The organism is Bacteroides sp. B1-V-101 (assembly GCF_023656585.1).
Classification (GTDB): domain Bacteria; phylum Bacteroidota; class Bacteroidia; order Bacteroidales; family Bacteroidaceae; genus Bacteroides; species Bacteroides thetaiotaomicron.
Genome location: NZ_JAMOKH010000007.1, coordinates 124,252 through 147,284 on the forward strand (window position 1 = coordinate 124,252; position 23,033 = coordinate 147,284).

The following is a 23,033-nucleotide window of genomic DNA, read 5'->3' on the forward strand; positions in this document are numbered from 1 at the left end:
AAATATCCGGCTTTGCTGCAATTCACAATAGTAAAGCCGGATATTTAACTGTTAAAAGCATATATCCCATATACCACAAGCACTTTCCAATGCTACTAGTGAAGCGGCATATCCTTTCATTGTTTCCAGATACTCCTGTTGCACTTCATTATAAGTACGCTGGGCAACCAGTACATCAAGAATACTCGTTTCTCCCCGTTTGTATTTATATACCATTCCGTCGAGCACCTTCTGCGAGTCTTCAAGTACACCGGCTTTATATTGAGCTATCTTTTTCTTTTCAGCCTCATAGTTGAACCAGGCCTGGGTTATCTCTGCCTGTATCTGCAATTCCATATCTCTTTCCATTATCTCCGATTGGGCAATCCGAAACTTTGCAGCTTTTACAGCTCCTTTATTTATATTCGAGAATGTCAGAGGAACAGATACACCGGCAGTAGCAGAACGGGACGGAGGAAGAAAGCCGTTCCAGTTTCTTTCATAAGAAACAGATACTCCGATATCGGGTCTGCGTTCCGCTCTCGTCAGTTTATATTCCCGGGTAGTAACTTCAGTACTTTTTTGAGCAACAAGCAGGTCGATGCGATTATCCAGTCCCGCTTTGACCAAATCAGACAGAGCAAAGTCCCTGCTTAGCTCTTCCCAATTTCCCAAAGGGATATGAAGCGTATCAGCACTCATCCCCATGTGTTTATTCAACAAAACCAAAGCGGAATGATAAGCCGCCTCCTGACTGTAAACAGTATTAAGCAAGGTGACAGTTTCCAGTTTTGACTGCCGGACATCATTCTCCGTAATCTCTCCCGAAACATAACGTAAACTATCTGACTGACTCAGCTGATACATATACTCATAAGAACTTTTCTGTACTTCAAGTAATTCGCGCTGAAGAATTGCTTCTAGAAAAAGGTCGGCAGCCTCCGCCCTCAAATCCTGAAAGCCCTGTTGCAGGAACAGTTTCTCCAATTCTGCCTGAGTCCGCGCCAACTTAATACGTGCTCCCCTTTTATTTCCCATTTCTAATGAATAGGAAACTCCCAACGAGAAAGTCTCATTACCTGCTTCAAATTCCAACTCCGGATCCGGAAAGATTTTCCGGGCAATTACTTCCGCATCAGCAATACTCACATTGAGTTTTTCGGCTAAATAACTCAGGTTCTTTTTCGCTACCCGATTCAGATATTCTTCGAAAGAAATAGACTGCCCCAGCTTTATTTCAGGCATTTGCGCAAAAGCCGGAATGAGTACGGCTTCCACCATTAACAGCAAGAGCACTATATTATATCGTATATTCTTTTTCATCGTTCTTCTTTTTATTTAAAACATTGTTCTCAACCAGATAATAGAAAACCGGAAGCAGAAACATAGAAATAAGGGTTGAAAACATCAATCCATACACAATCACTGTTGCCAGCGGACGCTGTACATCACTACCGATTCCAGTTGCCAACGAAGCCGGGAAAAGTCCGAGTATCGTAGTGACCGAAGTCATCAGAATAGGTCGGAAACGCTGGCGTGCCCCTTCTATGACCGATTTCCGGAGTTCCATTCCTCCCCTGCGCAGCCCATTGACCTGCGATACCATGATAATTCCATTCTGTATGGAAAGCCCGAACATCGCTATAAATCCTACGGCAGAAGATACATTCAGCGTCATACCACGCACATTAAGAGCAAGCATACCTCCGAAAAGTGCCAGAGGAACAATAGCCAATACCAGTCCTGCCTGCCGGAACTTCCCGAACGTGACATAAAGCAGTATAAACATCCCCGTCAGTGTCAGCGGTATAATGACAGCAAGGCGTGTATAAGCCCGTTTTTGATTTTCGAAGGCCCCTCCCCATTTGATGGTATATTTATTCTTGTCATAATGTACTTTCTCATTGATCGTATTCTGGGCTTCATTCAGAAAAGATGTCAGGTCACGACCGCGCAAATTCAGCTTTACCGTCAAATGGCGTCTGTTCATTTCCCTGGTAATCGTACTTTCGCCGACACTCAATCTGACATCGGCAACCTGAGAAAGAGGTATCTTTGCACCGGTGGAAGAAGTCAACATAAGTCCGGCTATTTTCTCCGGAGTATTCCGCGCTTCCTCTTTATACTTACAGGTGATGCCATACTGGCGGTCACCCTGATAAAGTTGTGCGATAGCTTTACCTCCGACAGCCACTTCAATCAGATCCGCTACATCGGATACATTTAATCCGTAACGGGCTATGGCATCACGATTCATACTGATCTGTAACTGTGGCAAGGGTGGTTCCTGATCAATATCCAGATCAACAGCCCCTCGCACAGTTCCTAATGCCCTGGTTATTTCTTCGGCAATACGACGTGTTTCACGAAAATCTTCGCCATATACTTTCACCACCAGTTCACTATGGGCCCCGGCTATCTTATCCATCACCCCGTCTATCATAGGTTGGCTAAATCCTACTTTAAAACCGGGAAGTAACTTATATTCTTCTTCCAGTTCATGAATCAAATCCTTTTTAGTTTTTCCTTTCGGCCATTCATCATAAGGCTTAATACCGATGGACACTTCAAAATGTGAAGGGGTGAACGGATCAGTTCCGTCGTCATTCCTTCCCGCCTGTACCATAATATAAGTTACTTCGGAATACTTCATCGTACGGGCACGCAAAGTATCGGATAACTCCCGTGACTTTTCTACGGAAATTCCGGGTGGCAGATTAACCTGTAACCATATCGAACCTTCATCTAGCTCCGGAAGGAAGTCTTTTCCTACGACAACACTCAACACGATCCCCGCTGTCAGAATCAGTCCTGATGGAATGATGGCTTTTAAGGGAGCTTCCAGAAATCTTGTAATGGTACGAATGTATTTATCCTTTAGTCTGTCCAGCCATTTATTCTTATATATTTTATGTGGTTTACGATAGATTGCATAGGCAAGTCCCGGAATCAATAAGAGCGCAACCAACAGTGCTCCAATCATTGCATAGCTCATCGTAAATGCCATTGGAGTAAAAAGTTTGCGTTCAACACGTTCAAAGGCAAACAGCGGAAGGTATGCCGTAATAATGACAATGGTTGAGAAAAGAATAGGCCGACCCACTTCTTTGGCGCGTTGCGCCATGCTTTTTTCTTCGAGATATTGTTTGGGATTATCCTCACGTTTCTTAAGGATCGTTTCCAGCATAACGATAGCGCCGTCCACAATAATACCGAAATCAATAGCACCAAGCGACAGAAGGTTAGCCGGAATATCCGTCAGATGCATAAGAATAAAAGCGATAAGCAATGACACAGGAATCGTTATAGATACCAATAATGCACCACGCCAGTTGCCTAGAAACAGAATAAGCACAAGAACCACCAAAGCCATACCCATCAGCAAGGTATGGGATACGGTACTCAAAGTAGTATCCACCAAGTTGGTACGATCCAGAAAAGTATGTATCCTCACTCCTTCCGGCAATGTCTCATTATTTAACTCATCAACTGCCACATGAATATCTTCCAGTACTTTAGACGGATTCTCATGTTTCAGAAGGAGTACAATTCCTTCCAGACTCTCAGAGTAGTTGCGGGTACGGTCCGTATATCCCAGCACTCCCTTTCTTTCAAGATTTCCATACTTCAAAGAACCTATATCATTCAGAAAGACAGGAACTCCGGAAGTAGTACTCACTACAATATGTCCCAAATCGTCCAAATTTCCGATTAATCCAATTCCCCGTACCACATAACCCAAGTCACCACGATTCAACACGCTTCCCCCCACATTGGCATTGTTATTCTCAATGGCTTCAACAACCTGGCTGAGAGATAAATTATATTGTTCCAGTTTGGACGGATCTACTTCAACCTGGAACTGAGTAGTGATCCCACCGAAATTGGTTACATCAGCCACTCCCGACACTTCCTTGATACGGGGAATAATTACCCAGTTCTGAAGGTCGGTTAATTCGCGTAATGAGTGCTGGTCACTTTCTATGATATAACGGTACACTTCTCCTACGGGAGATGTCAGCGGATCAAGTCCCGGAACAGCTCCATAAGGCAGTTCTACTTCATTCAATCTTTCCTGTACGCGCTGGCGGCTCCAGTAGTCCTCTGTCCCGTCCTTAAAGACAATGGTAATCATTGACAGCCCGAATGTACTCTTACTCCGCATGACGTGCATACCGGGCAGCCCATTAATAGCGCGTTCCAAAGGAATGGTTATCTGCTGTTCCACTTCCTCCGCAGCCAGTCCGGGAACTTGAGTGACCACCTGGGAAGTGACATCTGCAATATCCGGATATGCTTCTATCGAAAGCTGTTTCCATGAGTAATATCCAAAGATACACATCATCACAAACAGGCAAAGCATTACCCATCTTTTTTGTATAATTGAAAGCATTAATTCCTTCTTCATAATTTCTTACTTTAAATAATATCCTCCTTCACTGATTATCTTATCTCCGGGACGCAATCCTTCGCTGATCACCGCTATTCCGTTTTCTGTTGTCTCCACTGTCACCGACGTCCGTACGAAAACCAACGGAGCAATCTGCACAAATACATAGCTATCCTTTTCGCCCTGCAGTAACGCTTTCTCCGGGATTTGAATTTGTCCGACCGGAACACTCAGAAAGTGGACAGTAGTGTACATCCCCAGCTTCAGATGTCCGTTCAAATTATCACAGACCGAAAGTACCTGAATGGACCGGGTTTCCTCGTCTACCTCCTCCTCTACATGATACACATTGCCTTTAATAACCGTACCGGGCAATGCCGAAATTTCAATATCCAGACTACTGCCTTCATTTATAAACCGGATATCTTTCTCCTTTACCTGAGCCGCAATCCATACCTTAGACAGGTCGGCAACAATAGCTATCGGTTCGGTATCGTCTTTCAGATATTGCCCTGTTACGATGTTATCCTTTATCACTTCCCCGGGAATAGGAGAACGAACAATCATCGGTTGCCCCAATATCATTTCCGCCGGATTGTCCACCTGATATACCCGCAATGCGGCAGAGGCGTTTTCAAACTCCTTATCTGCTATCAATAAAGCATTCTGGGCTTCTTCCAGTTCTCTTTGCGAACTGACACCATTCCTTATCAGATCTTCTTTGCGTTTCAAATCTTTTTTAGCAAGTTCCCTGGACGAAAGTGCCTGAAAGTATTCCTTTTGTGCAGAAGTAAAGTCGGGGGAACTGATTTCAAATAAAGGTGTTCCCTGACGTACCGACTGTCCGATACGCACATAAGATTTTGTGACTCTCCCTGCAAATGGAGGAGCAACATAAGCATAACGGGGAGGAATGGGACGCACCACACCGGACGTTATCACCTTCTTGGAATAGGGTTTCAGTTCAGACACTGATACTTTGATCTTTTCAAGTAAAAGAGGATCTGCAATATAGACCGTGTCACCTTGTATACGATAGCCACTTTTTTGCTCTGATTCCTGTTTATCCCCGCATGCGGTAAAAAACAACACACTGCCAATAATAAATGTGTGTAACTCTCTCTTCATCATCATAATTAAACATAAGTTAAGTTAGTAACCGGATTTCCGGGCACAAAGATAGACGGCTCCCTTCGGAGAGCCTGTTAGAGAATAGTTAGAATCCTATTAGAATCTTATTAGAGTAAATAAAGATTTCTTCTTAAAACAGCAGCTTTGTTGTTAGAGAGTACGCACAAATAAGGGGTTGACTAAAAAGCCAACCCCTCAACGGATGATATTCCGGTATTTTTATCGTAAGCCGAAAAGTTCTTATTCTTTCACACAACGTATACTTTGAGCAAAACCTTGATATGACAATCTGAAATTATGAGAATTATATGCAGACTCAAGCGACCAGGCTCCATAACGTATTCTCCTGTCATAAGGTGGATTCTGCAATTCCGATCTCATATAAGGAGGACCTACACTTGCCGACCAATAGTATCCGGTACTACCCCTACTTTCCAAAGCACCACTTGTGTTATTCAGACGACCGGCTGACGGAAAAAAGACAGATGCATTCGTTCCGGAATCGGGATTAAAATACAATACTCCCTGATAAGCAACATTACTATTTCCTAATGATACGCCATAGTTTCCATTCGAAGCCTCTTTTATCGGACGTCTGTCGAAAAATCCGTCCGAATAAAATGTATAAGTTGTTCCTTTTAGTTGTTTCCGGGCAAGCATATCTTTGTTTGCTCCGTAAGGATATGTCCCAGGACCTGTATTACCAGTTCCACCAAAAGGAGTAGTAAAAGCTGTAGCGTAGTCTGCACTTGAAGCCGCATTTCCTGCAAAAGGTACATTAAATAAAGAAACCCTTAATTCTGAATACTCTATTTGATCTTTATAATTCGTGGCAGTACCCGTAGTACCCTCATCCGGCAAATAATCATAATATCCATTATAAGATATTTTATCCGTATAGCCATCTGTCGGACGACGATATCCCGGAGGGCAAACTTCAAACTGTTCTTTATATGCAGGAATATTAGCACTGACATCTCCATCCCACATGATCGGAAATTCCCCATATCCCCAAGGGAATCCTGAAACAAGATATGACTTCGAGGGATTAAAAGCTCTGCGGTAATAATCAGTCATACCGGAAGTAGTGCCTTTCAAATCGACCGCCCACTGAAAGAATGCACCCGCCTGCGAAGGGAAGTCTACAAAACGAGCACCTTTTACGTTCACATTCTCATAATCCGGATTCGTATTCCCTGCTAACCTCTCGCTTGTCAGGTTTAAAGCAGAGAACTTAGCTGCTCCCCTACGGGCATTCGTCGATAAAAGACGCATATCTTCTCTCACATGTGTAGTAATATCCGTACCTCCATTCCACGCTCCCCATACAGTTCCCGGAATAGCATCCCCCGGCGCATATATATAAGCACCGGCTTCGCCCTGACGAATATAAATTTTCATTGTTGTCCGCCATCCCGGATAATATGACAAATTGATATATCCAAATTTAGGATCGGATTCTTTAGTTGGTACAAAATCGGCATTTTCCTTAACGCCAATACGGAAATATATACGACCGGTGAGACCTGAGATACTAGTACCATCTTCTCCCCTATACGGATTGAGAGTTACCGGATAATGTTCCGCATCACCTGGTGATTCTGTTCCAATATTCGGATCAAAGCTGGGAGTCGCGCTCACAACAAGCCAGTTTTGATAGGCAACAGGTACACTAACAGACCATGTTTGATCCAATCGATGCTGTCCTGTTATAATACGTTCTCCTTTCTGGTTATGTTTAAAAAATGCTGCATTGAACAAACCATGTTGATTTGCCGTAGGATTGTGAACAAATCGCAAACCTTCTTGTGTGACGGTAACCTTTATCTTCCTCTGCAATGCATTCTTACCATTAGTATCCTCTGCTGCAGATAATGTCAATGTATATGTACCACTCATATTCTCGGTCCTGTCATGCGTACCAAAACCGGTGGTATTTGTTCCGTCAACCAGTAAATCCATATATCCGCTGCCCGAAGCCGAATCATAAAAGAAACGATAAGGATCAGGATTATTATCATCTACTGCCAAACAGTTAAAGACTGTATTAGTTGCTCTTTCATTCGCTTCACCTTCTTTCTTTACTGTGCCCAACACCTTCACTACCGGCATATTGGACCAGAAAGAAATCCGGACTCCGTTCATATCCGTCATCTTAGCCTGTATATGCGATACATTCAGAACACGGACGCCTGATATTTCCCAATCATCTCCATCGTCAATCCACGGAGAAGGCTGTATATTTACTTCTAAAGGTTCTCTTATGATACCTGTCAAATCAAGTTTCGCATTTGCCGGTAATGTATAATCCGGGTCGGACAGAATCTTCAATTTGCAGGAAGGACTATACTTGTCAATCAGGTTAACAGTAAAATTTATCGCATTCGTCTCGTCGGACTTCGATGAAAAGAAGCTAGATGGCAGAATTACTTTTTTAACTTTAACAGCCCAGACTAAATCGTTATTTTTATCCTCAGTGGTCAATAAAGTAGGATCTATTTTAAAACAGTCGGCATTATCAGCTAATGTGAGTTTACGTTCCACATTTCTGGTTATGGCCATTCCACCATAAGGAAGAACCGGATCGGCATACGCCCAGGAACTGGGTAAACAATCACTAGGCAAGCCATATACCAAAGGCACTCTATCCGGTATATTAGAAAAAGTAATTCCTTCAAATTCACTCGAACTGGCATCACCAAAATCGACTTTCGATTTCAAAACCACATCCACACGTGCCGCCAAGCGTCTGAGTCCTACTGTCAACTTGGTAGATGCAACACCATTTACCTCCAAGTTTCCATCAGCCAGCACTTTTATACTATTATTTTCCGCAATCATAGGTATAACCCGTTCCGAATCGAAGAACTCCGCCGGATAGGATATTGACTTTAGTGCATCATAATCAGTTATATTGTCAAGAACCGCCTTCACAATTGTATTATGAGGTTCATTGGCCAAAAAGACAAAATCATATTCACCCTTATTAATCGGATGCCGTAGCGTATTTCCGCCCAGCACATCTCCATAATAAAAAGTATTACTTTCGCAGATGCGACTTGTCTTATTGAAAGCCAGAATACGCAGAGTTTCAACCTTATCATCGAGCCCGTCACCCGGATAGGCTCCTGTATAGGCACGTGTATTGATACCGGTAATTGTTATATATCCCTCTTTAGGTGTATCTTTATAAAACTCATCAACACAGGAGGAAAACAATAAAAATATAACCAAAAACGACAAATGTAAATAGTTTCTCAATCTAACAACAAACATATATTCCCTTGATTTGATATTTCCTAGCACTATAATCTCATACTACAAATATCGGCATATCAAAGAAAAGGAGAAAGGGGAATTAATACTCATATAGAATATACAGAGAGAGAAACGGCTCTATTATCGAAAACAACAACAAATCCAGGCACATTATAACAAATAACGGTCTTAATCATCAATATTTTTTTCATTATACAGATAATCTTCTTTAAAAATATCCGTTTATCGAAAAAACAAAATCAGCTATTCCAAAAATCGCCAAGCCAAAATTCTGCTATTTTTTGTACCCTGACACATTCGAATTATCTTATATTCCGATACATGGACGGCTTTTAATTTAGCATATAGTTTATCCAGATTCTTCTCCTTAGAAACCAGACTTGTAAACCAACCGCAATTCTTCCGGTATTTCCGGCTCTCAGAAATCATATTCAGCAAAAAATGTAATTCTCCACCCTCACACCAAAGTTCATTCGCATTTCCACCGAAATTCAATTTGGTTTTCTTTACTTTCTCCCCTTTCAGACTACTCAATTTACGTAATGTCCCCTCTTCTGCTTCTTCTTTCGAACTGTGAAACGGAGGATTGCAAATTGTTACATCAAAATATTCATTGGGAGCAATGATTCCGTCAAAAATCCTCCGATTGTCTTTCTGAAGCCGCAAATCAATCTTATGTGCTAATACAGGATTGCAAGTCACTATCTTACGCGCATTTTCTATAGATACCGGATCAATATCGGAACCCACAAACATCCATCCATACTCAACGTGCCCAATAATCGGATAAATACAATTTGCACCTACACCGATATCCAAGCATCTGCACTGTCGTTTTGGCTTATCTCCATTCTCTTCATTTGCCGTATTACTGACTCTCTCCGGATCAATTAAATCGGCAATATAATGAACATAGTCTGCCCTCCCGGGGATAGGCGGACACAAATAATTCCTTGGAATATCCCAGTAGCGGATACCATAATAACTTATCAGCAATGCTTTATTCAGCGCTTTCACAGCATGTGGATTAAAAAAATCGATTGTTTGTATTCCCAAAGGATTGAGAAGTACAAATTTTCTGAGCGGTGGATAATTCTCTGTCAACAATGAAAAATCATATTGCCCATTGTGTTTATTTCTCGTATGTAGTTCGCTTCTTTCTGCCATGGCGACAAAGATACAGAGAATCTTTCTGTCTGCAAATGACTTTCATACAAATCATGAAGATACCTGATTACAACTGTAACAAGCATCTTCATAATTAATTATATAAATACCATATACCTAATCCTTCTTCACCCAAACAGCCAGGTTACGGGATTCGACAGAGAACTCTCCATTTCCTTCTTCATCTAAAGTTATTTCTTCGGATATACTTCCGGTTATTTCGTGCCAGACTTCGCCTTTATGTTTCTCACCCAAGCTCATTATTTTACTTCCCGCCTCGTCATTAGACATAAGGAAGACCAGCCCGGAGCCATTATGTTCCTCATCTCCTGTACGGATAAAGCCAATCGTTGAAGGATGGTCGAAGTATTCTATCTGATCACCGTAAGCGTACTTTCGTCTCGCATCCAACAATATATCAATAATCCGGGTATGAGGAGACTTCTCCCCCTTTATACCATAATAATCTCCATAAAACAGACATGGATAACCTTCCTTCATCAGCAAAATCAAACCATAAGCCAACGGTTTAAACCAATCTCCTACATTGGATTCAAGAGAACTTCCGCGTTGCGTATCATGATTGTCAACAATGGTTACAGCCAGATCGGGATGATGTTCAACCAGAGTATCTTTTAAAATATCCCGCAAATCATAGTCTTTACCTTCCTGTGATGCCTGGAACATATTATAATGTAACGGGACATCAAATAGGTTTACTTTGTGCCCAACAGCTTCTATATAAGCATCCAATGCTTCCAGGTCACCATTCCAATATTCACCTACGGCATAAAAATCATTGCCTCTTTCACTCCTCACCGCATCGAGGAATTGTGCGACGAATTGATCTTTCATATGTTTAATGGCATCCAGACGCATTCCGTCGAGATTCAATTCATTGGAAACCCACTTTCCCCAACGGTTCAATTCAGATACAACTTCCGGATGGTCCAAGTCAATATCGTTACATAACAGAAAATCATAATTACCGTTTTCACTATCCACGCCCTCACTCCAAGTTTTTCCTTCTCCCTGTATCTGAAAAACACCGCTGCGCTTTTGCGCATCATCAAAACCCGTCCCGGAAAAATGATACCAATGCCATTTAAAATCCGAATGTTTGTCCTTACGTCCGTGAAAGCTATACCCGGTCCACCCTTGTATCTCAAACGGCTCACCCAAAGCCTTGGTTCTCTCCTTGGGATCGACCTCCACTACCATAAACTTTTCAGTAAAATCACCACCCGCTTTATGATTCAATACAACGTCCAGATAAACAGCAATATGATATTTGTGCAATTCGTCAATCATTTTCTTCAGTTCATCTTTCGTACCATATTTAGTTCTTATGGTTCCCTTTTGGTCAAATTCGCCCAAGTCATACAGATCATAAGTCGCATATCCTTCGTCTTGCTGCTCATCGGCCTTATAAGCAGGGGGAATCCAAACAGCAGTCACACCTATATCACGAAGATGCGACGCATCTTCCTTTATCTGTTTCCATAACTTCCCGTCATTCGGGAGATGCCATTCAAAATATTGCATCATAACACCATTTTCCATACGCTTCATTTTTTTTATAATTAACTTTATACAAAACAAAGATGATGTTAACAAAGTTCCTACGTTTCTATAAATTATAAGCTAACAAATACAAAAAAGTGCAAAGGATAAAAAGCTGATTTACAACACCGTAAAATTACCTTAATTATTCTTTTATTATTCATATTTATCAGAGCGTGAACAGGAATTTTTGATTTCACATTTGTTTTCAGTCATACCATAACGGAATAATCCGGTTCATTTATTCCACAACATGATTATTTTTTTTATATAGTATTAATATAAAATTAGAAAATATGAGAGAGTTGAAAAATCATCCGTCCCCGGACCAGTTGGATTCGTATGACAAGTATCCGTGCTATTATGAGAACGATTTGGAATTAGTCTATACACCCCAGCAATCCATATTTACGCTATGGGCACCAAGTGCCGATAATGTCCGTTTAAACCTGTATTCATCCGGCGAAGCGGGAGATCCGGAAGAACAACTGGAAATGGACATAGCCGACAATGGGACCTGGTGTATCCATATAGACCGTGATCTGAAAGGTTCTTTCTACACCTTCCAGATAGAAAAAGATGGAAAATGGCTGGACGAAACACCCGGTATCTGGGCAAAAGCAGTCGGCATCAATGGCAATCGCGCTGCTGTAATCGACTGGAACGAGACAAATCCCGAAGGTTGGGAATCAGACCAGTCACCCGAACTGAAAATGTATTCCGATATCATTCTTTATGAACTTCATCACCGCGATTTTAGTATTGATCCAAACTCAGGAATTGAACATAAGGGGAAGTTTCTTGCTCTGACAGAGACCGGAACTAAAACTCCCGAAGGAGAATCTTCCGGACTGGATCATTTAAAAGAATTGGGAGTAACGCATATACACATCCTTCCTTCATTCGATTTCGCCACAATCGATGAAAGGAAATTGGAGAAAAACAAATACAATTGGGGATATGACCCGAAGAATTATAATGTACCAGATGGAAGTTACTCCACCGATCCTGTCACCCCCACCACCCGTATCCGCGAATTTAAAGAGATGGTAAAAAGCCTCCATCAAAATGGTTTTCGTATTGTACTCGATGTAGTTTATAACCATACAGCCTCAACCGAGCATTCTAATTTTGACCTGACGGTTCCGGGATATTTTTACCGCCAGAATCCCGACGGTTCCTATTCAAATGCTTCCGGGTGTGGAAATGAGACAGCCTCAGAACGCGAAATGGTTCGCCATTATATCATTGAGTCGGTCAAATTCTGGGCGAAAGAATATCACATTGACGGTTTTAGATTCGATCTGATGGGGATACATGACATCGACACCATGAACCAGTTAAGAGAGGAATTATTAAAAATTGACCCCACCATTTTTGTATACGGAGAAGGTTGGGTAGCAGCAGATTCTCCATTACCTTTCGAGCAACGGGCTGTAAAGGAGAATGTACGAAAAATGAAAGGTATTTCCGTATTTAATGATGAATTTCGTGACGGTCTGAAAGGAAGTACCTTTGACGAACAGGAACCAGGGTATGCCTCCGGAAATATCAACGGGCATTTTGAACCTGTCAAATATGGAATCGTTGGCGGAACACAACACCCACAGGTAGATTATAGCGGGTTACTTTACTGTGACGGTCCATATGCCGCTGCTCCCTCTCAAATGATTAACTTTGTTTCCTGTCATGACGGATATACGCTGGTAGATAAGCTGAAATTATCTGTTCAAGGCGAACATTCTGAAGAAGAACTAGTTCCTATTGACAAATTAATACACACCGTGCTTTTAACCTCGCAAGGTATTCCTTTTATTCGTGGCGGTGAAGAAATCATGCAGGACAAACAGGGAGAGCCAAACAGCTACAAGTCTTCTGACGCCGTCAACCAAATAAACTGGGCGTTAAAAGCTAAAAACCGTGATATATTCAATTATATCAGAACATTAATCGCACTCCGCAAAAAACATCCCGCCTTCCGTATTCCTACAGCAGAGGGCTTAGAGAAATGGCTTCATTTTCTTGATACAGGCGATTCCGGTGTCATCGCTTATACTCTAGGCGAGTATGCTAACGGTGATGAATGGAAAGAAATTCTAGTTGCATACAACGGTAACCGGAATCAGGCAGATATCAATATCCCGGAACAAGATTGGATTATAGTCTGCCATAACGGACAAATTGATCTAGACAGTCAGGAGCATTTATCGGGAGGGGATATTTCTATCGCAGCATCTTCAGCTCTTATCTTGTATCGTCAATAAAAAGGAGATCAACTTGATATTATTAAATAAAAGTACAATTATAAATCAGTTAGACTATGTTAGAAAATGAATTATGGGGAAATACTATTGAAAACTGGGGTATTTCCATTCTTATTATTTTAGGAGCAATTATTATTGTGAAATTATTATCGCTATTAGGCAAGAAAGTTATCAAACCTTTTGTTACGGGAACCGACAATCACCTGGACGACGTCATTTTTTACTCTTTGGAAGCGCCTGTTAAGTTTGCTATAATTCTGTTGGGAATCTGGATCGCTATCCATCGGTTGGTTTATCCGGACAGTTTTGTGAAAGTAGTTGACAATGCTTACAGCATTTTGATTGTTCTTGATATTACCTGGTTTTTCGGCCGTTTGTTCAGTAGTTTACTTCAGGTTTACTGGGGAAAGCAGTCCAACGGACAAGCTAACAAAATGATGCCAATCATCAAAAGAACCATCTTGGTTATAGTCTGGCTCATCGGCATCGTCATGGCTTTGAGTAATGTGGGAGTTAACATCAGCGCTCTGTTGGGAACTTTGGGTATTGGTGGTATCGCATTTGCTTTGGCAGCACAAGATACAGTAAAAAACGTTTTCGGTGCGTTTACCATTCTGACGGATAAACCTTTCAGCATCGGAGACACAATTCGCGTGGATAGTTATGAAGGAACGGTAGTAGACGTAGGAGTCCGAAGCACAAAAATAATGAATTACGACAAACGTATTATAACTTTCCCCAATTATAAGATTACCGATACTTCTATCGTTAATATTTCATCCGAACCTATGCGCCGAGTAGTCTTGAATCTTGGACTGACGTATGATACGACTTCCGAAAAGATGAAAGAAGCTTTAGAACTATTGAAATCCATCCCCAAAAGAGTAGAAAATGTATCTTCTAACCCTTCTGATATAGTCGCTGTTTTTACAGAATACTCAGATTCCGCATTGGTTATCATGTATATCTATTTTATAGAGAAACAAGGAGATATTTTAGGCGTAACCTCAAATATGAATATGGAAATACTGGCTGCTTTTAATAAAGCAGGATTGAACCTTGCTTTTCCGACACGGACTGTCTATATTCAGAAAGACGAATCATTGAAACAAGAAAGTTGATAAACCCATCGTTCTCTTAGAAATATGTACATGCAGCCCAACATCAATGTGCTATTTTTAAGATTAAACAAAAATACAGTTGAAATAAAAATAGTAAAACAAAGAATAAAGCGCATAAATTAGTGCAATAATATACGGAATAACAGATTATTATTGCATAAATTCACATGAGATATGCATCTTTTTCTATCACTAAACCACTCGTTGGTCTTAAAGGAACGCCTCCTTGGTTTAAAACCAACGTATTCTTCCTCACCGAGGAACCTGTTTTTCCTCGGTGAGGAAGAGATAAAAAGACTATCCGGAGCTTGTTTTCACGCTGGTTAATCACAAATAGCGAAAAGGCAAGATTAAACAAAAAGTTATCCTTTCAGCCAATACATCATCCAAAAGAAAACATAAGAAGTAATATCATATCAATCTATTCAGCATACAACTTAAATAAAAGAAAGGAAGATTTTCATTCAAGCAAATGCAGGCGTTTTTCTACTTCTTATTTATCCGTAATGTAATTTATAGCATTCCTTGGCTGATTAAATATTCCTTTTTTAAGAAAGTTCTTTTTTTCAGCAATAGGTAAGCCTGAGCAATAGTTAACGAACGACTGACAATACACAAACGATCATAGTAATTAGTAAGTCTGCAAGATCTTTTCGAAGCAGCTTTGTTGCCTGTTGTATACGATAAGCAATTGTTTTTACTGAACCCCCGGAACTCTCAGCTATTTCCTTATAGCTCTTTTTAGTAAAACGATGCATAACAAAAGCCTCCCTATAGGAAGCAGGCAATGCATCTATAGCTTCTTTCACTCTTTTTGAAAGCTCTTGGAACTGGTAAGTCTCTGCATCATGTATCAGCTTTTCCATCTCCTCATAATACATAGTATCAGCATGATTCTTCAGCTGTTTTTGCTTGATGCAGTTAAGTGATCTATGGTAAACCGATTTGAGTAAATATCTGCCTAAGGAAGTTTCAACCTGAAGTGTTTCGCGATGTTCCCACAGCCATAAAATAGCGTCACCCGCTATTTCTTTCGACTCTTCATAGTCTACAAACCTATTTCCATACGCACAAAGAATCGGGTAGTATTTTTTAAATATACTATCAAAAGCGATCATCTCCCCTCTCCTTAGTGCCATCAATAAGTACGCATCTTCATTGCTGTATTCCATGGCTGCAATGATAATGCTTATATTTTAAATAAGCGTAAAATAACACAGTTATTAACCATAAAGTTTATTAATGTTAATTATTTAAATAACCTTAGTAGTTTTATTTTCCCGCTTGTCTCTTTAATAAATTTATCATGGAAATGCATCATTCAACTATAGAAGATTTGCTGATCAGCTATTATGATGGTAAAGCAACAGCAGACGAAATTCAGGAAATAGAAGCCTGGATCAAATTGTCAGATGAAAATAAAAAGAAGGCCATGGACATTTACACACTTCTTCTTATGACTGACACGCAACAGGTTACTGAAAAAATGGATATGGATGAGGAGCTATCAAAAGTGAAGGGACGGATGCAAGAGAATAAGTATCATATTTCCTGGTGGGGTTGGATACAACGTGCAGCTGTTGCCTTACTCATACCGATGGCTATTACTATTTTGGTTTTGCTTAACCAACCCCAATCTACCGCCCCCGTCCATGCCCAGATATTCGAAGTCCGGACACAACCCGGAATGATAACTTCTTTCAGATTACCAGACAGCACTTTAGTGTACTTAAACTCCGGCTCAGTCTTAAAGTATCCTTCCATTTTCACCGGTAACATTCGTGAAGTGAGTCTGAATGGCGAAGCGTATTTTGAAGTTGCGAAAGACCCTGAACATAAATTCATTGTTTCGACTCCCCAAAAATCTAAAGTGGAAGTTTTGGGTACACACTTTAACCTGGAAGCATTTGATGAGATGGATGAGGTGATTACCACTTTGGTAGAGGGAAAGGTCGAATTTGTTTATGAGAAAGACGGACAGGGAAGTAAAATACTAATGCGTCCCGGACAAAAAGTGATTTATAATAATAAGGACGGACAGATTCTGTCATACAACACCAATGGCGAATCGGAGCTTGCCTGGATGGACCAAAAGATTATTTTTGATAAAACTCCATTTAAGGCAGCATTGCATATACTGAAGAAACGCTATAATGTAGATTTTATTGTAAACACTTCGAAATTTGACAAATATACATTTACCGGAGCGTTTACAGAACAATATATAGAAGAGATTCTGGAGAATTTTAAAATATCCTCACACATACGCTGGCGTAATGTGAAACTGACAAATAATCAAAGTGAAGAAAGGAGGCAGATTGAAATATATTAAAGCCTTTCATGTTTAACCAATAAAATTATAATACGTATGAGAAACTTCCAACCGCCTTAAAAAAAAGCATACAGGCAGATGTTCCCGCATCCAGCCTGTATGAGAAAGCCTTTAACCTGTTTGAATACAAACAGAGAAAATTATTTCTTAACTTTAATTTATGCAAATATATGAAGAAAAACAATTATGTCCAACAATTGTGGGCGGATAATCCCGTTTTTATTGTTTGGAAAAAAATTCCTTTGTCTATGAAACTGCTCTTTGTTTTCTGTTTTTGTTTTGTTGGGCTTCTATGTGCTAACGACAGCTACGCCCAACGTACTATGATCTCTGTGAAAGCACAAAACTTGACTGTGAAAGAAGTTCTGTCACAAATTGAGGCACAATCTGATTTTAGCTTTTTCTACAATGACCATCATATTGATGTAGACCGCCGGGTATCGGTAGTTACCGAACGGAGCAATATATTTACCTTATTGAATGAGGTATTTAAAAACACCAACGTCAAATATGCCGTACGCAATAAGAAAATAATATTATCTACGCAAATAGCGGACGCGCCTGCCGTTAAGCAAACCGTGCAGATAAAGGGAAAAGTGACGGATATGTTTGGTGATCCGGTCATTGGCGCTACCGTAATGGAAGATGGCACCCAGAATGGTACGATTACAGACCTGGATGGGAATTTCATATTGAATACAGCATCTGCCAATGTGACGATTACGGTTTCCTACGTAGGCTATATGTCTCAGACCGTGAAGGCGCAATCCGGCAAAAGTCTGTCGGTCATTCTGAAAGAGGATACCAAGACACTGGACGAAATCGTTGTCGTAGGTTTCGGTACGCAGAAGAAAGTCAACCTGACCGGTTCGGTATCTACGGTAAATGCCGAGGATTTACTATCACGTCCGGTTTCTAATGTAAGCCAGGCATTACAGGGATTAGTCCCGGGAATGAATTTTTCTTATGCTTCGGACGGCAACGGCGGTGAAATCGGTGCAGACATGAAAGTGAATATCCGTGGAGCCGGTACGATCGGCGACGGTTCCAATGCATCTCCGCTGATTCTGATCGACGGCATGGAAGGAAATATGAATATGCTGAACCCCAATGATATTGAAAGTATTTCGGTATTGAAGGATGCGGCAGCCTCTTCCATCTATGGTTCCCGTGCGCCATTCGGCGTAGTGTTGATAACGACTAAAAAAGGAAAAGCGGGGAAAGTCAACATTAATTATAATAATAGTTTCCGCTGGTCGGAAGCCATTAATCTGCCGGATGTAGCAGACGCCTACACTTATGCCATGTATTTCAACAAAATGCAGTTGAATGATGGTAAAACAGCGGTGCAGTTTGACGATACCCGTCTTCAGGCTATCAAAGATTACGCATCGGGAGTGATTACCACTACTACCCAACCGAACAGAAACACTCCCACTATCTGGGACTGGATCGGTAATACGAATACAGACTGGTATGATGTCATGTTTGGCGGTATGGCATTTTCACAGGAACACTCTCTTAGCGCCAGTGGAGGAACAGAAAAAATTCAATATTATTTTTCAGGTAATTACATGGGACAGGAAGGTATGATGGCCATCCGGCGTGATAAATTACAACGTTATTCGGTAAGCAGTAAGATTAACGCACAGCTTTATCCGTGGCTGAGCATGAATTATAGCATGAAATACATGAGGAAAGACTATACCAAGCCTTCTTCGATGGATGACAATACTCTTTATCATAATATAGCCAAACGTTGGCCGATGGAGCCAACAGTGGATCCTAATGGTTACCCATTCGCTTTGGTCCGTCCGACTCTTTATGGAGGTGATAATAATTCCCAAACAGATTGGTTATACCAACAGTTCCAGATAGTATTGGAACCCATCAAAAACTGGGTTATTTTTGGGGAAATTAATTATAAGGTGATAGACGCCTTTTCTCATACTGATAATTTAAAATTAACTCAAATGAATGTAGCAGGTGAACCCTATTTAGGTGATAATGGGAAAACATCAAGTGTTACAGAAGGTGCAGAACGTACCAATTATTTCAATGCAAACGTCTACAGTGAATATAGCAGAACATTTGCCGATACACATCATCTAAAAGTAATGGCAGGCTTTCAGGCAGAATTAAATAAATGGCGTCAATTGCAAGCAACAAAACTGGACTTGATTTCAGAATCCGTGCCCAGTATTAATGCCGCTACGGGTGAATCGACTATCGATAAGTCCAAACTGACACATTGGGCAACAGCCGGTTTCTTCGGCCGACTCAATTATGATTATAAAGAACGGTATCTACTGGAAGTCAATCTCCGGTATGACGGTACTTCACGTTTTGCAAAAGACAAACGCTGGAATTTGTTCCCTTCCTTCTCTGCCGGATGGAACGTAGCCCGTGAGGCATTCATGGAACCTGCCAGCCATATCATTAATACGTTAAAGATCCGCGGTTCCTGGGGAGAACTGGGCAATCAGAATACAGAAAACCTATATCCGTATATCCAGTTAATGAAGTTTGTCGCCCAAGATCCCAACTCCAACTGGCTGATTAACAACAGCCGTCCCAACACAGCGAATGCACCGGATTTGATTTCAGCGCTATTAGGATGGGAAACCATGCGGTCATGGAACATCGGTTTTGACCTAGGTATGCTGAACAACCGTCTGACTGTAAGTTTCGACTGGTTCAACCGGAAGACTATCAATATGGTAGGACCAGCTCCCGAACTTCCTGTAACTTTAGGGGCAAATGTACCCAAAATGAACAATGCGGATATGCAGTCTACCGGTTTTGAATTGGATTTGGGATGGCGGGACCGCATTAAAGATTTTGACTACGGCGTGCACCTGTTGCTTTCGGACGACCGTCAGAAAATCCTCAAATACCCTAACACGACTGGTAAAATAAACACGTGGTATGTCGGTAAATATAATGGAGATATATGGGGATTCGAAACCATTGGCATAGCTAAAAGCCAGGAAGAAATGGATGCTCATCTTGCTTCACTGCCCAATGGCGGACAGGATGCATTAGGAGTCAAATGGGGCGCAGGTGACATCATGTACCGGGACCTGAATGGTGACGGCAAGATTTCTGACGGAGCTACGCTTAATGACCCGGGTGACAAAAAAGTCATCGGTAACTCTTCTCCGCGATTCCGGTTTGGTCTGGACCTGAATGCATCCTGGAAAGGCATTGATGTACGCTTATTCTTTCAAGGAGTGGCGAAACGTGATGCCTGGCTGAACGACAATATGTTCTGGGGAGCTACGGGAGGTATCTGGCAATCGGCCTGCTTTACTTCTCATCTTGACTTCTTCCGCGAAGAAGGGGATGATTTCTGGAGTGCCAACAAAGATGCTTATTTCCCTCGTATCTTAGTTGATAACTTCGCCAAAAATCAAAAGACGCAAACCCGCTATCTTCAGAATGCCGCCTATGTACGGTTGAAGAATTTGCAGATCGGATATACCATACCCGCCCAGATCACACGTAAAATAGGTGTCTCCAACCTGAGAGTATTCTTCTCGGGAGAAAACTTATTCACCCTTACGGGATTGCCCGGAGGATTCGACCCGGAGACAATTAATACCGGTTATGGAGCAAAAGACGGATCGAACAGTTCAGGAAAGACTTATCCGCTGTCCCGTACTTTTTCCACAGGATTTAGTGTTAACTTTTAATTGATGACGTATGAAAAAGATAATTAAATATTTATTTTTGCTGACAGGGGGAAGCTTTATACTCGCTTCTTGCAATGATTTTCTGGACAGGGAACCTTTGGACAGTGTGACTCCGGACAACTTTTTCTTTACTGAAAATGACTTGGCCGCCTATGCCGTAAAGCATTACAACTTCACGACGCATGAAGGATTTAATGCCGGAATCTGGAAAAATGACAATGCAACAGATAATCAGGCTGCCACTGACTATGATAAGAAATGGATTCCCGGTCAATGGAAAGTTCCGGAAGCATACGATAATCCTGCAAGCAATGATCCGTGGTATTTCTCTGCCATTCGTGAAGCTAATTACTTCCTCGAAACAGTAGTACCCCGCTTCGAAAAGGGAGAGATAGAAGGTTCGGAAACAAACATAAAACATTATATAGGTGAAATGTATTTCCTGCGCGCCAAGAATTACTTGTCAAAACTGGAGACCTTCGGCGACTTCCCGATTATAAAGAATACGTTGCCGGATGAAAGTGTATCTCTGATTCAGGCAAGTAAACGGGAACCCCGCCATAAAGTGGCACGTTTTATCCTGGAAGACCTGGATCTGGCAATCGGCTTGCTGACCAATACTATATCCGGTGGAAAGAACCGAATTACCAAAAATGCAGCTCTGTTATTGAAATCCAGAGCAGCCCTGTACGAGGCTTCCTGGCTGACTTATCACAAAGGCACCGCTCTAGTACCGGGTGGTCCGGGATGGCCGGGAAAGGCAGAAGACATTGCGGACTTTAATATCGATACGGAAATCGCATTTTTTCTGAAGGAGGCCAAAGCAGCAGCCAAAGAAGTGATAGGCAATGCAGCCTTGGTACAGAATACAGCAAAAGACTGCATGGATGAAACAGTTAAAACAGACGAAGACAAATATAAAATGAGCAACCCCTATTTTGCTCAGTTCTCAGCGAATAGCCTGGAAGGATATTCAGAAATATTATTGTGGCGTGCGTATAACCTGCTCGACTATAAGATTGTGCACTCAGCTCCTTTCTATATTCGCGTGGGTGGAAATACCGGATTTACCCGGCAATATGTGGAGAGTTTCCTCTGCCGTGACGGTAAGCCGATCTATGCAACCGACCAGTATAAAGGGGACGAGTCATTATCGGATGTACGCAAAAACAGAGATCTACGCCTACAACTATTCCTGATGACATCGGGTGAGACTCTCAGCCCGAATGTAATGAATGGTACTCCCGATTTGCTTCCGGAGGTTCCGCAACTTCTGGATATAACGGAAAAGAGATGCGTAACAGGCTATCAGGTACGCAAAGGATTGTCAGGAAACTGGTACCGGGATGGCAACACAGCGATTGAAGGGTGTCCGGTATACCGCGTAGCCGAGGCTTATCTCAATTACATCGAGGCTGACTGTATGGAGCATAATGGAACTTCCATTGGTTCGGAGGCAGCAGGATATTGGGGAGATCTCCGCGAAAGAGCCGGATTGCCAAGAGACTATACAGTGACCGTGAACAATACCGATCTGTCCAAAGAACTGGACTGGGCCGTATATTCGGCAGGTAAAACAGTCTCTCCTCTACTATACAACATCCGCCGTGAACGGCGTTGTGAGCTACTTGCAGAAGGTTTGCGCATGTTAGACTTAAAACGCTGGAGAGCGCTGGATCAGGTTAAACAATTTGTAATCCAAGGGGTTAACTTATGGGAATCCGATTTAAAGGATAAATACATGCAGGACGGAAAAAATCTTCTGATACAGGAAGGAACGGAAGGACAGACCTCTAATGTATCAAGCTATGCTAATAGCGGTAAATATCTATGTCCTTACCGCGCTGTGAAGACAAACAATCTGATGTATGATGCAGGATACACATGGTGTGAAGCGCATTATCTGAATCCTATCGCTATCACGCACTTCAGAATTACGGCCTCAAATCCTAACGATCTGAGTACTTCTATTATTTACCAGAATCCAGGATGGCCGATTCAAGCCAATGAAGGGCCGATAGGTATTAAATAAAATAGATAAAGCCATCTTGGATATGGTAAAAAAGTGTAGGACGAACTGGGCTAATGTTTAATAAAAAATAAAGCTCGGCG

12 protein-coding genes are annotated in these 23,033 nt (G+C 41.6%); 5 read left to right on the top strand and 7 right to left on the bottom strand.

The genetic code is table 11. From position 1 onward, the window contains the following. Positions 1 to 51 precede the first annotated feature (51 nt). From NBH01_RS07900 to NBH01_RS07925, 6 genes are all read right to left on the bottom strand, one after another. Positions 52 to 1,302 carry a TolC family protein gene (locus NBH01_RS07900; protein WP_118337520.1) on the bottom strand — a complete coding sequence of 417 codons (1,251 nt, stop codon included), beginning with the start codon at positions 1,300 to 1,302 and terminating at the stop codon, positions 52 to 54. Beyond that, the gene (locus tag NBH01_RS07905; RefSeq protein WP_016268147.1) at positions 1,280 to 4,387 is read right to left on the bottom strand and encodes an efflux RND transporter permease subunit; all 3,108 of its coding nucleotides are present in this window, start codon (positions 4,385 to 4,387) and stop codon (positions 1,280 to 1,282) included. Before NBH01_RS07905 ends, NBH01_RS07900 begins: the two co-directional genes overlap by 23 nt. 6 nt (positions 4,388 to 4,393) lie before the next feature. After that, a complete protein-coding gene (locus NBH01_RS07910) occupies positions 4,394 to 5,503 on the bottom strand; it encodes an efflux RND transporter periplasmic adaptor subunit (RefSeq protein WP_016268148.1) in 1,110 nt (369 codons plus the stop codon). A 237-nt stretch (positions 5,504 to 5,740) separates the two neighbouring features. Continuing rightward, positions 5,741 to 8,734 carry a hypothetical protein gene (locus tag NBH01_RS07915; RefSeq protein WP_250700061.1) on the bottom strand — a complete coding sequence of 998 codons (2,994 nt, stop codon included), beginning with the start codon at positions 8,732 to 8,734 and terminating at the stop codon, positions 5,741 to 5,743. Positions 8,735 to 9,022: 288 nt separating this feature from the next. Continuing rightward, positions 9,023 to 9,946 carry a 23S rRNA (adenine(1618)-N(6))-methyltransferase RlmF gene (gene rlmF / locus NBH01_RS07920; RefSeq protein ID WP_225680362.1) on the bottom strand — a complete coding sequence of 308 codons (924 nt, stop codon included), beginning with the start codon at positions 9,944 to 9,946 and terminating at the stop codon, positions 9,023 to 9,025. A gap of 117 nt (positions 9,947 to 10,063) precedes the next feature. Continuing rightward, a complete protein-coding gene (locus tag NBH01_RS07925) occupies positions 10,064 to 11,509 on the bottom strand; it encodes an alpha-amylase (RefSeq protein WP_225680360.1) in 1,446 nt (481 codons plus the stop codon). A gap of 296 nt (positions 11,510 to 11,805) precedes the next feature. Between NBH01_RS07925 and pulA the strand changes: the two genes are divergently transcribed. Further along, positions 11,806 to 13,773 carry a type I pullulanase gene (pulA, locus tag NBH01_RS07930; RefSeq protein WP_225680358.1) on the top strand — a complete coding sequence of 656 codons (1,968 nt, stop codon included), beginning with the start codon at positions 11,806 to 11,808 and terminating at the stop codon, positions 13,771 to 13,773. A 56-nt stretch (positions 13,774 to 13,829) separates the two neighbouring features. Next, entirely contained in the window at positions 13,830 to 14,894 is a 1,065-nt protein-coding gene (locus tag NBH01_RS07935; protein ID WP_008760401.1) for a mechanosensitive ion channel family protein, read from the top strand. Positions 14,895 to 15,487: 593 nt separating this feature from the next. Here NBH01_RS07935 and NBH01_RS07940 read toward each other — a convergent pair. Continuing rightward, complete coding sequence (locus NBH01_RS07940; protein ID WP_234141572.1) at positions 15,488 to 16,066, bottom strand: RNA polymerase sigma-70 factor; 579 nt, start codon at positions 16,064 to 16,066, stop codon at positions 15,488 to 15,490. 134 nt (positions 16,067 to 16,200) lie between these two features. Between NBH01_RS07940 and NBH01_RS07945 the strand changes: the two genes are divergently transcribed. The 3 genes from NBH01_RS07945 to NBH01_RS07955 all read left to right on the top strand — a co-directional run bounded on the left by NBH01_RS07945 (position 16,201) and on the right by NBH01_RS07955 (position 22,953). Beyond that, on the top strand, positions 16,201 to 17,226 hold the full coding sequence (locus NBH01_RS07945; RefSeq protein WP_225680587.1) for a FecR family protein: 1,026 nt from the start codon (positions 16,201 to 16,203) through the stop codon (positions 17,224 to 17,226). Between the two features lie 170 nt (positions 17,227 to 17,396). Then, positions 17,397 to 20,921 (top strand): TonB-dependent receptor, encoded by a 3,525-nt coding sequence (locus NBH01_RS07950; RefSeq protein WP_225694217.1) that lies wholly within the window; start codon positions 17,397 to 17,399, stop codon positions 20,919 to 20,921. A gap of 10 nt (positions 20,922 to 20,931) precedes the next feature. Then, a complete protein-coding gene (locus NBH01_RS07955; RefSeq protein ID WP_225680591.1) occupies positions 20,932 to 22,953 on the top strand; it encodes a RagB/SusD family nutrient uptake outer membrane protein in 2,022 nt (673 codons plus the stop codon). Positions 22,954 to 23,033 lie beyond the last annotated feature (80 nt).

Excerpts from the sequence above, each read along its gene's own strand:
- NBH01_RS07900 (WP_118337520.1), bottom strand. The coding sequence starts at position 1,302 with ATGAAAAAGAATATACGATATAATATAGTGCTCTTGCTGTTAATGGTG.
- rlmF (WP_225680362.1), bottom strand. The coding sequence starts at position 9,946 with ATGGCAGAAAGAAGCGAACTACATACGAGAAATAAACACAATGGGCAA.
- NBH01_RS07925 (WP_225680360.1), bottom strand. The coding sequence starts at position 11,509 with ATGGAAAATGGTGTTATGATGCAATATTTTGAATGGCATCTCCCGAAT.
- NBH01_RS07940 (WP_234141572.1), bottom strand. The coding sequence starts at position 16,066 with ATGGAATACAGCAATGAAGATGCGTACTTATTGATGGCACTAAGGAGA.
- NBH01_RS07955 (WP_225680591.1), top strand. The coding sequence starts at position 20,932 with ATGAAAAAGATAATTAAATATTTATTTTTGCTGACAGGGGGAAGCTTT.
- NBH01_RS07950 (WP_225694217.1), top strand. The coding sequence starts at position 17,397 with ATGAAGAAAAACAATTATGTCCAACAATTGTGGGCGGATAATCCCGTT.
- NBH01_RS07945 (WP_225680587.1), top strand. The coding sequence starts at position 16,201 with ATGGAAATGCATCATTCAACTATAGAAGATTTGCTGATCAGCTATTAT.
- NBH01_RS07910 (WP_016268148.1), bottom strand. The coding sequence starts at position 5,503 with ATGATGATGAAGAGAGAGTTACACACATTTATTATTGGCAGTGTGTTG.
- pulA (WP_225680358.1), top strand. The coding sequence starts at position 11,806 with ATGAGAGAGTTGAAAAATCATCCGTCCCCGGACCAGTTGGATTCGTAT.
- NBH01_RS07935 (WP_008760401.1), top strand. The coding sequence starts at position 13,830 with ATGTTAGAAAATGAATTATGGGGAAATACTATTGAAAACTGGGGTATT.
- NBH01_RS07905 (WP_016268147.1), bottom strand. The coding sequence starts at position 4,387 with ATGAAGAAGGAATTAATGCTTTCAATTATACAAAAAAGATGGGTAATG.